11 protein-coding genes are annotated in these 14,709 nt (G+C 61.3%); 7 read left to right on the top strand and 4 right to left on the bottom strand.

Going from position 1 to position 14,709, the window contains the following annotated elements; translation table 11 throughout:
• Window positions 1-32: 32 nt before the first annotated feature.
• On the top strand, window positions 33-1,163 hold the full coding sequence (locus MNBBLIKP_RS16690; RefSeq protein WP_176399813.1) for a serine hydrolase domain-containing protein: 1,131 nt from the start codon (window positions 33-35) through the stop codon (window positions 1,161-1,163).
• Window positions 1,160-1,789: a hypothetical protein gene (locus tag MNBBLIKP_RS16695; RefSeq protein ID WP_088311406.1), complete on the top strand. Its 630-nt coding sequence runs from the start codon at window positions 1,160-1,162 to the stop codon at window positions 1,787-1,789. The genes MNBBLIKP_RS16690 and MNBBLIKP_RS16695 overlap by 4 nt, the downstream gene beginning before the upstream one ends.
• Before the next feature lie 34 nt (window positions 1,790-1,823).
• Here the strand turns inward: MNBBLIKP_RS16695 and MNBBLIKP_RS18345 are convergent, their stop codons facing one another.
• From MNBBLIKP_RS18345 to rpoB, 3 genes are all read right to left on the bottom strand, one after another.
• The gene (locus MNBBLIKP_RS18345) at window positions 1,824-1,955 is read right to left on the bottom strand and encodes a hypothetical protein (protein ID WP_254913099.1); all 132 of its coding nucleotides are present in this window, start codon (window positions 1,953-1,955) and stop codon (window positions 1,824-1,826) included.
• A 187-nt stretch (window positions 1,956-2,142) separates the two neighbouring features.
• Window positions 2,143-6,426: a DNA-directed RNA polymerase subunit beta' gene (gene rpoC, locus MNBBLIKP_RS16700; protein WP_088311407.1), complete on the bottom strand. Its 4,284-nt coding sequence runs from the start codon at window positions 6,424-6,426 to the stop codon at window positions 2,143-2,145.
• Window positions 6,427-6,500: 74 nt separating this feature from the next.
• A complete protein-coding gene (rpoB, locus tag MNBBLIKP_RS16705) occupies window positions 6,501-10,661 on the bottom strand; it encodes a DNA-directed RNA polymerase subunit beta (protein ID WP_088311408.1) in 4,161 nt (1,386 codons plus the stop codon).
• A 400-nt stretch (window positions 10,662-11,061) separates the two neighbouring features.
• Here rpoB and MNBBLIKP_RS18350 point away from each other — a divergent pair, with 400 nt between their 5' ends.
• Genes MNBBLIKP_RS18350 through MNBBLIKP_RS16715 form a run of 3 tightly spaced genes read left to right on the top strand, consistent with a single transcriptional unit; the run spans window position 11,062 to window position 11,960 of the window.
• Window positions 11,062-11,187 carry a hypothetical protein gene (locus MNBBLIKP_RS18350; protein ID WP_254913100.1) on the top strand — a complete coding sequence of 42 codons (126 nt, stop codon included), beginning with the start codon at window positions 11,062-11,064 and terminating at the stop codon, window positions 11,185-11,187.
• Between the two features lie 30 nt (window positions 11,188-11,217).
• The gene (locus tag MNBBLIKP_RS16710; RefSeq protein ID WP_088311409.1) at window positions 11,218-11,754 is read left to right on the top strand and encodes a DUF2975 domain-containing protein; all 537 of its coding nucleotides are present in this window, start codon (window positions 11,218-11,220) and stop codon (window positions 11,752-11,754) included.
• Window positions 11,754-11,960 carry a helix-turn-helix domain-containing protein gene (locus tag MNBBLIKP_RS16715; RefSeq protein WP_088311410.1) on the top strand — a complete coding sequence of 69 codons (207 nt, stop codon included), beginning with the start codon at window positions 11,754-11,756 and terminating at the stop codon, window positions 11,958-11,960. The genes MNBBLIKP_RS16710 and MNBBLIKP_RS16715 overlap by 1 nt, the downstream gene beginning before the upstream one ends.
• Before the next feature lie 121 nt (window positions 11,961-12,081).
• Here the strand turns inward: MNBBLIKP_RS16715 and MNBBLIKP_RS16720 are convergent, their stop codons facing one another.
• Window positions 12,082-13,341 carry a hypothetical protein gene (locus MNBBLIKP_RS16720; protein WP_088311411.1) on the bottom strand — a complete coding sequence of 420 codons (1,260 nt, stop codon included), beginning with the start codon at window positions 13,339-13,341 and terminating at the stop codon, window positions 12,082-12,084.
• A 485-nt stretch (window positions 13,342-13,826) separates the two neighbouring features.
• Between MNBBLIKP_RS16720 and MNBBLIKP_RS16725 the strand changes: the two genes are divergently transcribed.
• Together MNBBLIKP_RS16725 and MNBBLIKP_RS17810 are read left to right on the top strand one after the other, a co-directional pair.
• Window positions 13,827-14,051, top strand: coding sequence for a hypothetical protein (locus MNBBLIKP_RS16725; RefSeq protein ID WP_088311412.1), 225 nt, complete (start codon window positions 13,827-13,829; stop codon window positions 14,049-14,051).
• 101 nt (window positions 14,052-14,152) lie between these two features.
• The gene (locus tag MNBBLIKP_RS17810; protein WP_140420640.1) at window positions 14,153-14,674 is read left to right on the top strand and encodes a MarR family transcriptional regulator; all 522 of its coding nucleotides are present in this window, start codon (window positions 14,153-14,155) and stop codon (window positions 14,672-14,674) included.
• Window positions 14,675-14,709 lie beyond the last annotated feature (35 nt).

Below are 14,709 nucleotides of genomic sequence, written 5' to 3' on the forward strand. Positions count from 1 at the left end.
CCTGCGCGGCCCGGGCGGTTAGCCTGCGCGCCATGAGCAACACCGACCAATTCGAAGCTGCCTTTGCCAAGGCCCAACTCGCCGGGGCCGTGGGCCTGATCGTGGACCGGGATCGTGTGCGATATGCCCGCGCCCTGGGTGTGAAGGAGGCTGGCAGCGATGCCGCGATGGCCGAAGACACGCCGTGCCAAATCGCTTCGATGACCAAGGCGCTGGTTTCCGTCGGCGCGATGCAACTGGTTGAACAGGGCAAGCTTGACCTTGATGCCGATATTGGCGCGCTGCTGCCCGATCTGGCCAATCCGCAAGTGCTGACCGGGTTCGACGCGGCGGGGGCCCCGCAACTGCGCCCCGCCAGCCGCGCGATCACGCTGCGACACTTGCTGACCCACACTGCCGGGCTCGGCTATTTCTTCATCCACCCGCAAGTGCTGCAATATTTCGCCGCCACCGCCATGCCGGAACCGGGTTCACTCGCCTCGATCAAGATGCCTCTGATGTTCGATCCGGGGGAGAGCTGGGAATATTCGGTCGCGACCGACTGGGTCGGGCTGGCGGTTGAAGCGGCGAGCGGACAGCGGCTGGGTGATTACCTGACCGCCAACCTGTTCGCCCCGCTGGGGATGAACGCCACCGCCTTCCTCCCCGCCCTGCCCGATCACGCCGCGCGGGTGCATACCCGCAGCGACGGAGCGCTCAGCCCCGCGCCGGTCTATATCGGCGGGGGCGAGTATGACAGTGGCGGCGGCGGACTGATTTCGACCGCGCCGGACTATGCCCGGTTCGTGCGAATGATCCTGAACCACGGCGAACTGGACAGCGCGCGGGTGCTGCGGGCCGAAACGATCGCGGAAATGAGCCGCAACCAGATCGGATCGATCCGGGCCGGTTACATGGGCAGCGCCATGCCCGATTTCGCCCCGCCCTATGATGCATTCCCCGATCAGCACACCGGCTGGGGGCTGGGTTTCCTGATCAACCCCGAGCAAGGCCCCAACGGCCGTGCGCCGGGCAGCCTGCACTGGGCCGGAATCTTCAATTCCTATTACTGGATCGATCAGGCGAGCGGTGTGGGCGGCGTGTTCATGAGCCAGCTGCAACCCTTTGGCGATCCCGGCGCGCTCGATTGCTTCGGCGCGCTGGAGCGGATGGCCTACGCTTGAGCGACACCTGGTCGCCGCAGCCGGTAGCCTGGCTGCATCATGAGTGGGAAGGCGGCGGAACCCTGTTTGCCTATCCCGCCGAACCGGCCGAGGTGACCCGGCTGGGCGAGCGGCTGCACGACGGGCTCTATGGCCTGAGGCAGCACCGATCGCCACGGACGCCCTATCTGGGGCAATGGCGGGACACGGCCCGGCACACCGCGCAGGACCGCAAGCTTGGCTGGCCGACCCAGTTGTTTGTCACTTGTGTGTTTGGCGAGGAACCCCGCACACCTTCGCTGGATCTGATGGAAGAAGACCGGTGGCATAATGAGCACGATACCGCCTACTTGCGGCTGAAGTGGGAGTGGCACGACACGGGCTACCGCCTGCTTGAATTCGGTCTGGAGCTGCAACACAAAGGCATTCCCAGGCGGTTCCGTTCGTTCCACCGGGGGCCGGAAATCGATCAGCTTGACCTGGCGGTCGAACCGGTTTCGAATCCGCCAGAGGGGGGAACCCTGCCTATCAGACTGAGTGGTCAGATCAGGGCCCGTTACAATTATGGCGAAGCCCCGGGCGGCCCGACGGTGCGGTTTTCGGTGATGGGCTCGATCGCCCATATCCCGGACTGGCTGATATATTGACCCAACAGCAAGCCCGCACGCCGGAACGATCAACCTAACGATTTTTCATATTGTCCAGGCCGCGCACCACGCCGGGCTTTTCGCTGGGTTTGGATACGTTGGTCTTGACCTTGGCCGCCTTGGGCTTGCGGGCTTCGCGGTTCGATTTCTTCTGGGACTTGGCCATGCGGTCTCCTTTCAGGAGGGTGCAGCGAGCGGCAGACAGGGGGAGCAGCGCGCCTGGCCTGCTGCATCTGCAGGGCCGCGCCCTGCCAAGATGGGGACGATCCGGCCAAATGTAAGGCAAGACACGAAAAACCCCGCCGGATCGCTCCGGCGGGGTATTCGGTTGAGCCTTGCGGCAGGCGAGGAGCTTACTCTTCGCTTGCTTCCGGGTTCAGGTATTCGCCTGCATCGGCGTCCATGCCGTGGCTTTCACCTTCAACCGCAGCGAGCGGATCGGTGAAACCGGCGGCTTCGGGGCCCTGAGCCAGTTCGGCGGCATGTTCTTCCGCAGCCGAGGAAGGCGCGATCAGCGCTTCCTGGAGCTTGCGGTAGGAAGCACGCAGCGCGGCGTCGCGGCTGGAGGCCGCCACGCGCAGGCGGTTCATGCCCGCGCCGGTCCCAGCGGGGATGAGACGGCCGACGATGACGTTTTCCTTCAGGCCGATCAGGCTGTCGCGCTTGCCTTCGACCGCCGCCTGCGTGAGCACGCGGGTGGTTTCCTGGAACGAAGCGGCCGAGATGAACGAACGGGTCTGCAGGCTGGCCTTGGTGATGCCCAGCAGCACCGGCTTGCCCACCGCCGGAGCCTGCCCGGGGGCCAGCTTGGCGTTGTATTCGTCCATTTCCTCACGGTCGACCTGTTCGCCGGCCAGCAGCACGGTATCGCCGCCATCGGTGATCTCAACCTTCTGCAGCATCTGGCGAACGATCACCTCGATGTGCTTGTCGTTGATCTTCACGCCCTGCAAGCGGTACACTTCCTGGATTTCCGCGACGAGGTATTCGGCCAGCGCCTCAACCCCCAGCACTTCCAGAATGTCGTGCGGATCGGGCGAACCGCTGATCAGGTTGTCGCCCTTCTTGACCCAGTCGCCTTCCTGAACGTCGATCACCTTGGACTTGGGGATCAGGTATTCCACCGGATCGCCTTCCTCGGGGATGATCGCGATCTTGCGCTTGGCCTTGTAGTCGCGGACGAATTCGATCCGGCCCGAGGTCTTGGCGATGATCGCGTTGTCCTTGGGCTTGCGGGCTTCGAACAGTTCGGCGACGCGCGGCAGACCACCGGTGATGTCGCGGGTCTTGGCGGCTTCGCGGCTGGCGCGGGCCAGCACGTCACCGGCCGACACTTCCTGTCCGTCCTCGACCGACAGGGTCGTGCCCGGCGCCATCATATAGCGCGCGGCTTCACCCGAAGCATCGTCGAGCAAGGTCAGGCGCGGACGCAGATCTTCCTTCTTCGAACGGCTGGTCGAACGGTTTTCGGTGACGACCCGGCTCGACATGCCGGTCGCGTCATCGGTCTGCTCGGTCATGGTCTTGCCGTCGATCAGGTCCTGGTACTTCACGATACCCGGCTTTTCCGTGATCACCGGCAGGGTGAACGGATCCCATTCGGCCAGACGATCGCCTTCGTTGACGATCGCCCCGTCCTGATGGAGCAGGTGGGTACCATAAGGCACGCGGTGGATCGCGCGTTCACGCCCTTCGCTGTCCAGCACCACCACTTCGCCGTTGCGGGCGAGTGACAGGCGCCGGCCGCGCTTGTCGGTGATGGTCGGGATGTCGCGATAGATCACCGAGCCGTCGCAGATCGATTCGAGGTGCGACTGTTCGTTGACCTGCGCGGCCCCGCCGATGTGGAAAGTACGCATGGTCAGCTGGGTGCCGGGTTCCCCGATCGACTGCGCGGCGATCACGCCGACAGCTTCACCGATGTTGACCGGAGTCCCGCGGGCCAGATCGCGGCCATAGCAGGTTGCGCAAACGCCCTGTTCGGCTTCGCAGATCAGCGGCGAGCGGATTCGTGCGGCCTGGATGCCGGTGGCTTCGATCCGTGCCACGGCGGCTTCATCCAGCAGGTCACCCTTGCCGGCCACCACTTCGCCATCCTTGTTGAGGATGTCTTCAGCCAGCGTGCGGCCCAGGATACGTTCCGCCAGCGAGGCAATGGTCGAGCCGCCCTGCACGATCGAGCGCATTTCCAGCGCGCGTTCGGTGCCGCAATCCTCGATCACCACCACGCAGTCCTGCGACACGTCGACCAGACGGCGGGTCAGGTAACCCGAGTTCGCCGTCTTGAGCGCGGTGTCGGCCAGACCCTTGCGGGCGCCGTGGGTGGAGTTGAAGTATTCAAGAACGGTCAGACCTTCCTTGAAGTTCGAGATGATCGGGGTTTCGATGATTTCGCCCGAAGGCTTGGCCATCAGTCCGCGCATACCCGCCAGCTGCTTCATCTGGGTTGGCGAACCACGCGCGCCCGAGTGGCTCATCATGTAGATCGAGTTGATCGGCTTGTGACGGCCGGTTTCCGGATCGATCGGGCTGGCGCGGATTTCGTCCATCATGGCGTTCGCCACCTGATCGCCGCAACGGCTCCAGGCGTCGATCACCTTGTTGTACTTTTCCTGCTGCGTGATCAGGCCGTCCTGATACTGCTGTTCGTAATCAGCCACCAGTTCCTTGGTTTCGGCGACCAGCGCATCCTTGCTGTCGGGGATGATCATATCGTCCTTGCCGAACGAGATCCCCGCCTTGAACGCGTGGCGGAAGCCCAGGCTCATGATCGCATCGGCGAACAGCACCGTGTCCTTCTGGCCGGTGTGACGATAGACCTGATCGATCACGTCCCCGATTTCCTTCTTGGTCAGCACCTTGTTGATGACGTCAAAGGGAACGGTGTGGCTCTTGGGCAGACATTCGCCAATCAGCATACGGCCCGGGGTGGTTTCGAACCGCTTCTGATAGGTGTTGCCGGCTTCATCGGTCTGCGGAACGCGGGCGATGATCTTGGAATGCAGCGTCACCGCTTTGGCTTCCAGCGCCTGGTGCACCTCGGCCATGTCGCCAAAGGCCATGCCTTCACCCGGCTCGTTCGACAGGTCGAGCGAGAGGTAATAGAGCCCCAGCACCATGTCCTGCGAAGGCACGATGATCGGCTTGCCGTTGGCGGGCGAGAGGATGTTGTTGGTCGACATCATCAGCACGCGGGCTTCCAGCTGGGCTTCCAGCGAAAGCGGCACGTGGACGGCCATCTGGTCCCCGTCGAAGTCGGCGTTGAAGGCCGAGCAGACCAGCGGGTGCAGCTGGATCGCCTTGCCTTCGATCAGGACGGGTTCGAACGCCTGAATGCCAAGACGGTGCAGCGTCGGCGCGCGGTTCAGCATGACCGGGTGTTCGCGGATCACTTCGTCCAGGATATCCCAGACTTCCTTGCGTTCCTTTTCGACCCACTTCTTGGCCTGCTTCAGGGTCATCGACAGACCCTTGGCATCAAGCCGCGCATAGATGAACGGCTTGAACAGTTCGAGCGCCATCTTCTTGGGCAGGCCGCATTGGTGCAGCTTGAGTTCCGGCCCGGTCACGATCACCGAACGGCCCGAATAGTCGACGCGCTTGCCGAGCAGGTTCTGGCGGAAGCGGCCCTGCTTGCCCTTGAGCATGTCGGACAGCGACTTGAGCGGGCGCTTGTTGGCACCCGTGATCACGCGGCCGCGGCGGCCGTTGTCGAACAATGCGTCAACCGCTTCCTGCAGCATACGCTTTTCGTTGCGGACGATGATGTCCGGCGCGCGCAGTTCGATCAGGCGCTTGAGGCGGTTGTTGCGGTTGATCACGCGGCGATAGAGATCGTTGAGATCCGAGGTCGCGAAGCGGCCGCCATCGAGCGGCACCAGCGGGCGCAGTTCGGGCGGAATCACCGGCACCACGTCCAGGATCATCCATTCCGGCTTGTTGCCCGAATCGATGAAGCTTTCGACGACTTTCAGCCGCTTGATGATCTTCTTGGGCTTCAGTTCCGATTTGGTTTCGGACAGCTCCTTGAGCAGGTCTTCCTTTTCCTGCACCAGGTCCAGGCTCATCAGCATGTGCTTGACGGCCTCGGCCCCGATCCCGGCGCTGAACGCGTCTTCGCCGTATTCGTCCTGATAGTCGTACAGTTCGTCTTCGGTCAGCAGCTGGTACTTTTCAAGCGGGGTCAGGCCCGGCTCGATCACCACATAGCTTTCGAAGTACAGGATGCGTTCCAGCTGCTTGAGCTGCATGTCGAGCAGCAGGCCGATGCGGCTGGGGAGCGATTTCAGGAACCAGATGTGCGCGACCGGCGCGGCCAGTTCGATGTGGCCCATGCGTTCGCGGCGGACCTTGGTCACGGTCACTTCGACGCCGCACTTTTCGCAAACGACGCCCTTGTACTTCATCCGCTTGTACTTGCCGCACAGGCATTCATAGTCCTTCACCGGACCGAAGATGCGGGCGCAGAACAGGCCGTCGCGCTCAGGCTTGAACGTGCGGTAGTTGATCGTTTCCGGCTTCTTGATTTCGCCGAAGGACCACGAACGGATACGTTCGGGGCTGGCAAGGCCGATCTGGATCTGGTCGAAGGTTTCGGGCTTCGCCATCTGGTTGGTGAACTTGGTCAGGTCGTTCATGTTTCAATCCCTTTTGGGGTGAATTCGTTCAGGCGGAGTGGTGGTTGGGGCGGCCCGCGGGCCGCCCGGTTCCATTACTCCGCAGCCTCGGCCAGATCGTCGTCTTCGTTCGTATCGAGCGAAGACAGTTCGACGTTGAGGCCCAGCGAGCGCATTTCCTTGACGAGCACGTTGAAGCTTTCGGGAATGCCGGCTTCGAAGGTGTCGTCGCCCTTGACGATCGCTTCGTAAACCTTGGTGCGGCCGACCACGTCGTCCGACTTCACCGTCAGCATTTCCTGCAGCGTATAGGCCGCGCCGTAAGCCTGGAGCGCCCAGACTTCCATTTCCCCGAAGCGCTGGCCGCCGAACTGGGCCTTACCGCCCAGCGGCTGCTGGGTGACCAGGCTGTAGGGCCCGATCGAACGCGCGTGGATCTTGTCGTCAACCAGGTGGTGCAGCTTGAGCACGTACTTGTAACCCACGGTGACCTTGCGGTCGAAGCTTTCGCCCGTGCGCCCGTCATACAGCGTTACCTGCCCGCTTTCATCGAGCCCGGCCTTGCGCAGCATGGCCGTGACATCGGCTTCCACCGCGCCGTCGAACACCGGCGAGCCCATCGGCACGCCGCCGCGGACATTTTCGGCCAGTTCGACGATTTGCGCGTCGGTCCGTTCCGCGATTTCGGCGGTGTAGTTGTCACCATAGATGTCCGCCAGGACTTCGCGTACCGCTTCCGGAGCGGCACCGGCCACCGGATTGGGGTTGGCTTCACGCCAGGCATCAAGCGCCGCCCCGACCTTTTTGCCCAGACCGCGCGCGGCCCAGCCAAGGTGGGTTTCGAAGATCTGGCCGACGTTCATGCGGCTGGGCACGCCCAGCGGGTTGAGCACGAAGTCCACCGGGGTTCCGTCTTCCAGGAACGGCATGTCTTCGCTCGGCAGGATCCGGCTGATGATGCCCTTGTTCCCGTGGCGGCCGGCCATCTTGTCACCCGGCTGCAGCTTGCGCTTCACCGCGACGAACACCTTGACCATCTTGAGCACGCCCGGGGCGAGTTCATCACCGCGTTCAAGCTTTTCCTTACGGTCCTCGAACTTCTCCTGGATCGCCTTGACGGTCGCGTCGTACTGTTCCTTGACCGCTTCGAGCTGGCCCTGGACCTTGTCATCCGCAACCGCGAACTTCCACCATTCGTGGCGTTCGACTTCGGCCAGGTTCTCGTCCGAAATCGTGTCACCCTTCTTGAACCCCTTGGGAGCAGCTGCGGCGACCTGGCCGATCAGCATGTCCTTCAGGCGGTTGTAGGTGGCCCGGTTAAGGATCGCGCGTTCGTCTTCACGGTCCTTGGCGAGGCGTTCGATTTCCTCGTTCTGGATCGCGCGGGTACGGTCATCGATTTCGATCCCGTGGCGGTTGAACACGCGCACATCGACAATCGTGCCGGCCACACCCGGGGGCAGACGCAGCGAAGTGTCACGCACGTCGCTGGCCTTTTCGCCAAAGATCGCGCGCAGCAGCTTTTCTTCAGGCGTCATCGGGCTTTCGCCCTTGGGCGTGATCTTGCCGACCAGGATGTCGCCCGGATGCACTTCGGCGCCGATATAGACGATGCCCGCTTCGTCGAGGTTGCGCAGTGCTTCCTCGCCCACGTTGGGAATGTCGCGGGTGATGTCTTCAGGCCCAAGCTTGGTATCGCGGGCCATGACTTCGAATTCTTCGATGTGGATCGAGGTGAACACGTCATCCTTGACGATGCGTTCGCTGATCAGGATCGAGTCTTCGTAGTTGTAGCCATTCCAGGGCATGAACGCGACGAGCACGTTGCGGCCCAGCGCCAGTTCACCCAGCTCGGTCGAGGGACCATCGGCAATGATGTCCGCCGCCGAAACCACATCGCCAACCTTCACCAGCGGGCGCTGGTTGATGCAGGTTGACTGGTTGGAGCGTTCGAACTTTTGCAGGCGGTAGATATCAACGCCGGACTGGCCGGCTTCGATATCGCCGCTGGCGCGGATCACAATACGGGTGGCGTCCACCTGATCGACGATCCCGCCGCGCAGCGCGGAAATCGCCGCGCCGGAATCGCGCGCGACGGTGCCTTCCATGCCGGTGCCGACAAACGGCGCTTCGGCGCGAACCAGCGGCACGGCCTGGCGCTGCATGTTCGAGCCCATCAGCGCGCGGTTGGCGTCGTCGTTTTCCAGGAACGGGATCAGCGAGGCCGCGACCGAGACCAGCTGCTTCGGGCTGACGTCCATCAGGGTCACATGATCGCGCGGGGCCATCACGAATTCGCCGGCTTCACGGGCCGAAACCAGTTCCTCGACGAAATTGCCGTCCTTGTTCAGTTCGGCCGAGGCCTGGGCGACGGTGTGCTTGGCCTCTTCCATCGCGGAGAGGTAGACCACATCGCCGGTCACCTTGCCGTCGATCACCTTGCGGTACGGGGTTTCGATGAAGCCGTACTTGTTGACGCGGGCAAAAGTGCTGAGCGAGTTGATCAGACCGATGTTCGGGCCTTCCGGCGTTTCAATCGGGCAGATCCGGCCATAGTGGGTCGGGTGAACGTCGCGCACTTCGAAGCCCGCGCGTTCGCGGGTCAGACCGCCCGGCCCGAGCGCGGAGACGCGGCGCTTGTGCGTCACTTCCGACAGCGGGTTGGTCTGGTCCATGAACTGCGAGAGCTGCGACGAACCAAAGAATTCGCGCACCGCGGCCACCGCAGGCTTGGCGTTGATCAGGTCGTTCGGCATCACCGTCGACACGTCGACGCTGCTCATCCGTTCCTTGACCGCGCGTTCCATCCGAAGCAGGCCGACGCGGTACTGGTTTTCCAGCAGTTCACCGACCGAACGGACCCGGCGGTTGCCGAGGTTGTCGATATCATCGACATCGCCCTTGCCGTCCTTCAGGTTCACCAGTTCCTTGACCACGGCGAGGATATCCTCGGTCCGCAGCGTGGTGATGGTGTCTTCGGCGTCGAGCCCCAGACGCATGTTGAGCTTGACGCGGCCCACGGCCGACAGGTCATAGCGGTCCGGATCGAAGAACAGCCCGTCAAACAGCGCTTCGGCGGTTTCGCGGGTCGGCGGTTCGCCGGGGCGCATCACGCGGTAGATATCGGCCAGCGCATGATCGCGGTCTTCGGCCTTGTCAGCCTTGAGCGTGTTGCGGATCCACGGCCCGGTGCCGACATGGTCGATGTCGAGCAGGTCGATCTGGTCGATCCCGGCCTTGTCGAGCGCGTCGAGGTTTTCGGGCGACACTTCGTCACCGGCTTCGATATAGATCCGGCCGGTGCTTTCATCGATCAGGTCGAGCGCGGAATAGCGGCCGAAGATTTCCTCGGTCGGGATCAGCAGTTCGGCCAGGCCGTCCTTTTCCGCCTTGTTCGCGGCGCGCGGGCTGATCTTGGTGCCAGCCGGGAAGATCACTTCGCCGCTCTTGGCATCGACGATGTCAAACGCCGGCTTCTGGCCGCGCCACTGATCGGGCGCATAGGGCAGGCACCAGCCGCCCTGGCCACGCTTCCAGGTGACGGTCTGATAGAAGAAGCCCAGGATCGCCTCGTCACCCAGCCCCAGCGCGTGGAGCAGCGCGGTGACCGGCAGCTTGCGCTTGCGGTCAATCCGGACGTTGACGATATCCTTGGCGTCGAATTCAAAGTCGAGCCACGAACCGCGGTACGGAATCACGCGGGCGGCGAACAGGTACTTGCCGCTGGAATGGGTCTTGCCGCGGTCATGGTCGAACAGCACGCCGGGCGAACGGTGCATCTGCGAAACGATCACGCGTTCGGTGCCGTTGATGATGAAGGTGCCGTTCTCCGTCATCAGGGGCATGTCGCCCATGTAGACGTCCTGCTCCTTGATATCGAGCACCGAGCGGGTTTCGGTTTCGGCGTCCACTTCGAACACGATCAGGCGCAGCGTAACCTTCATCGGCGCGGCATAGGTGATCCCGCGCTGGCGGCATTCGGTGGTGTCGTACTTGGGGTCTTCCAGTTCGTAGTGGACAAAGTCCAGCTCGCTGGTGCCCGCAAAGTCGCGGATCGGGAAGACCGAGCGCAGGGTCTTTTCAAGGCCCGAGACATAGCCGATCGCCGGGTCCGAACGCAGGAACTGTTCATAGCTTTCGCGCTGAACCTCGATCAGGTTCGGCATCTTCACTACTTCGTGAATGTCACCGAAGATCTTGCGGATGCGCTTCTTGTTCGAAGCCATCCGGCCGCTGCTGACGGGCTTGGTTGCCATGAGGGGTGTGCCTCTTTGCTCTAACGAAGGCCGGCGAACCGGCGGAAAATGTGCCACACGCGGGTGGTGGCCCATCGGACGCGAAAAGGGCCGCATGGCAAACACCCCGCAAATCGAGGCGGCCCGCAGCCGTTCGCGTCAGATGGAAAACCCGCCGCTTCCTTCTTGGCACAACCCCCGCGCATGGGCCGCACTTGCTCGAAGCGTCGAGCGAGGGGCGCATATAGGCAGACGGCCCCGCAAAGTCAAACGCCCGATAGAGCCGCAATCACCGCAGCGCCCGGCAAACCCACACTTTCCGCAAGTCGATACGTGACACATCGTTTTTCGATATTATCGATTGACAATATGGACGACTCGCATTATTGATTATCGATATTGAACATATCGGAGAACAACAATGACCCAAACCTATCGCCCCATCGCCGCGCTGTTTGCTGCTGTCGCCATGCTGACCCTGTGGGTTCCGACCCTGTCCGAACCCGCCGCCCACAGCCCGGCCGTGCTGGCCACCTCGCTCGCCTGATCCGGCCCCGACTGAAAGGAACTCCAGGCCATGGACATCAAATCCAAAGACCCGCTTCTCACCGCCGCCACCGTGCTGGTGGTCCTGTCGCAGATCGTGATGATTTTCGGCATGGTCATGCTCGGCATCGGGATTGGCGCCCTGCTCACCGTCGGGCGGACCGGACTGCTGGCCGAAATCGCGCTCAGCGGCGCGCCCCCGGTTGCTTTCTGGCTGGTAATCCTGGCGATGCTGACCGGGATCGTCCTGCTCGGCCTGGCCTGGCGCTTTCTCAATGAATTGCGCGGGATCATCAAGACGGTCGATGCCGGCGATCCGTTTCGCCACGACAATGCCGACCGGCTTAACCGGATGGGCTGGATCGCGATCATCGGACAGGTGATTGTCATGCCGGTCGCCGCCCTGGCGCTTTGGTCTGCGCCCTATCTCGACAAGGTGGAACGGGAACTGCACATCGACGGAGCATTTGACTGGACCACCATCCTGCTCGCGCTGGTGCTGTTCATCCTGGCCCGCGTGTTCCGCCACGGCGCAGCCATGCGCGCAGACCTGGAAGGAACCGTGTGATGCCAATCCTGGTCAAACTGGACGACCTGCTCCACGAACGCCGCATGACCCTGACCGAACTGGCCGAACGGGTCGACATCACTCTCGCCAACCTGTCGATCCTGAAAACCGGCAAGGCCAAGGCCGTCCGCTTTTCCACCCTCGAAGCCATCTGCCGCGAACTGCACTGCCAGCCCGGCGACCTGCTGGGGTTCACCGAAGAGTAACCCCCCCCCGCCATGGCCCAAAAACAAGGCGGCGCTTCGCAGGAAGCGCCGCCTTTTGGTTGGGCAGGTGAATGGGAGCCTGAAGTAATGGCCAGTCCCCATGCACAGATCTTACTGTGCCTTACCAGCCGATGGTAAAGCCAACGCGTGCCTGAAACGGCGCATTGCGGTCCAGCCCGCTGGCCATGGCGGCGCTGAACGCGAGGCGCTTGCTCACCAAAGCGTTGAATTGCACGCCACCAGCGTGGGATCCGCGATACGTCGCAAAGTTGGAAGTCAGATTGAACGTGGTTTCCGGCAGGAATACCGCGCCGCTCATGGCAACAGACATGGCCGTAGTAGCAGACATCTGTTGGTTGAGCATGGCAACTTGCTGACTAAGTTGCTGAACCTGTACGGTCGCCGGTTGTGATGCAGGCTGCTGAAGTCCAAGCGCTTCCTGCAACTGGGCAAAATTGACTGCGTCAGTCGGTGCCGTGCCAGCCGCGACGTTGGTGATCTTGCGCTCCGCGCCCACTGCACCGACAGAAACCGTATTTGCTTCTGACGCCACCGAACCAGAGCCCAAGGCGACCGAGTTTTCGCCGGAAGCGCTGGCAGAACGGCCGATTGCCACCCCCTGGAGACCGGTCACAGTGGTTCCACCGTTGCCGATCAGGATGCCACCTTCGGCGCTGGTCGATGACCACGAACCCAAGACGATTGAGCTGATGCCGTTCGCAGCACTGCCAACCCCGACAGCGGTCGAATTCGTACCGTTAGCCTGGGAAAACGCACCAAGCGCGCTCGCCCCATACGCGCTTGCCACGCTGTTGTAGCCTAGCGAGGTTGATGCAAGTCCAGACGCTAGTGCATTGCCACCCATTGCGGACGCGAATGACGCAAAGGCGCGCGCGTTGGCCCCCATGGCCAAAGAATTGGAGCCGGTCGAGTTGGCATTATAGCCCATCGCAAGCGACATATAGCCATCCGAAAAGGCGCTGGCACCAAAAGCCGCCGAATACCCTCCGTTGGCGTTGGCATTGAATCCAAAGGCACTGGCAGCATCGCCGGTAACGCGAACTCCGGTACCGATGCCTGTTCCGAAACCCGAACTCACATATGCTTCTGGGCCAATCGCGATCGCGCCTTGACCAGAAGCATTCGCATTTCCGCCAAGCGACACCGCGCTGATGCCTGACGCCTTTGCCCTGCTGCCCACAGCAACGCTTTCGGTACCGGACGCATCTGCTGCAACGCCGCATTGCAGCGATTGGTAATCACCGCTTCCGGCCCTACAATTGCCGTCGGGATTTGGAGCAGCCATAACCGGGCCAGCCAGAATCAAAGACAAAACAACTGTCAGACCAGCCTTGCTGGCGCTCAATTCGAGTTTCTTCATTGTACACCCCCTTGAATGGTCCGGTCTGAGCCGGGTCAGGCGGCTGATACAAAATGCCTGACATCGGGGTTATGTGCGTATGTTGTTTCTGTCGAATGTGGACGGGACCTAGCATTGTTACCTATGTGCGCCGCCTGCAAACATTCTATCGCTGGCGTTTCTATCAACCAGGAAGCAGCATCCCTAAAGTCAGGTGCATCAATTTCTGGAATGCATTGCTCGACCCGTTCGAATTACTCGACCGCGGGATCGGAAGAGATGTTGCGCAGTGTGATCTTGGCCTGCCGTCCATCAGCGTTTACCGCTGATCTTGAAAATCAATGCACTATCATTCGCCAGTCACCGGCAAATCCAGCCATATTGGCGGTCACCCTGCTTGCATTCAATCCGTATTAACCCTAGTGTCAACAAGCCTTATTGGTTGCTACACGCAACCTTCTGATGTTGCTGGTAAACCTTGATAGTGTGGTAATGGAGCTCGCTGAATGTCCAAGGCATTGCATCTTATTGATATTGCCCAGAATTTAAAGGGCCTGATGCAGTCGCTTGATTTAGCTGGACTACCCGTCACGGCTGCGCTCATTGACCTCGCAATCAATCAGGTATGCGAAGAAGTGTCCAAAATGGATGCAATTCCTTCCGAATTGGCAGGATTTACCGATCCGCACTTTGCTTTCCTTGATGAATGGGCATTGCGAATATTTAACTAAGTATTTACACAATGTTGCTGGCGCCATGGATGCGCATACCTATCCAACGCATGGTGCTTGCTGAAGGGCTTTGGGGCTGCCCTTAAAAATAGGGGGAATTTTTGACCAGCCCGGTTTCATCCGAACTCCTTTTTGGTCAAGATGACGGTGCGCATGCAGCGCAGCCGGCCCTGAATGCAAATGAATTCAAACAGTTGCTTTCGGAAATCAACGGCAGCCTGCACCGCCTCACCGAGTTGGCGGGCGAGAGCAAAGAACCTGCCAACGCACCAGAGTCGAGCACTCGGCTGAGTTTTGCCCAATGGCTCCAGCAAGAGTATAGCCAACGCAGAAAGCGTGACAAATTTTTCCCGGCCGAGACTTTGCTAGGCGAGCCGGGGTGGGATCTGTTGCTAGACCTTGCGATCCAGAAATGTGCAAATCGTCAGATTTCAGTGACCAGTGCCTGCATAGCTGCGCAAGTGCCGACCACCACAGCTTTGCGCTGGATCACCATACTTGAACATCTTGGACTTGTTGAACGAACCGTCGATCACGGCGACAAACGCCGTTCCCTTGTCAGTATTTCAGATAGCGGTTTGGGCAAGATGCGATCATATTTTGATGCAATTTGCACCCATTGAAATTTAGCCTATGGTTGGATATTATTGTTGTTTTT

Source organism: Novosphingobium sp. B 225 (genome assembly GCF_002198665.1).
In the GTDB taxonomy this organism is placed as follows: domain Bacteria; phylum Pseudomonadota; class Alphaproteobacteria; order Sphingomonadales; family Sphingomonadaceae; genus Novosphingobium.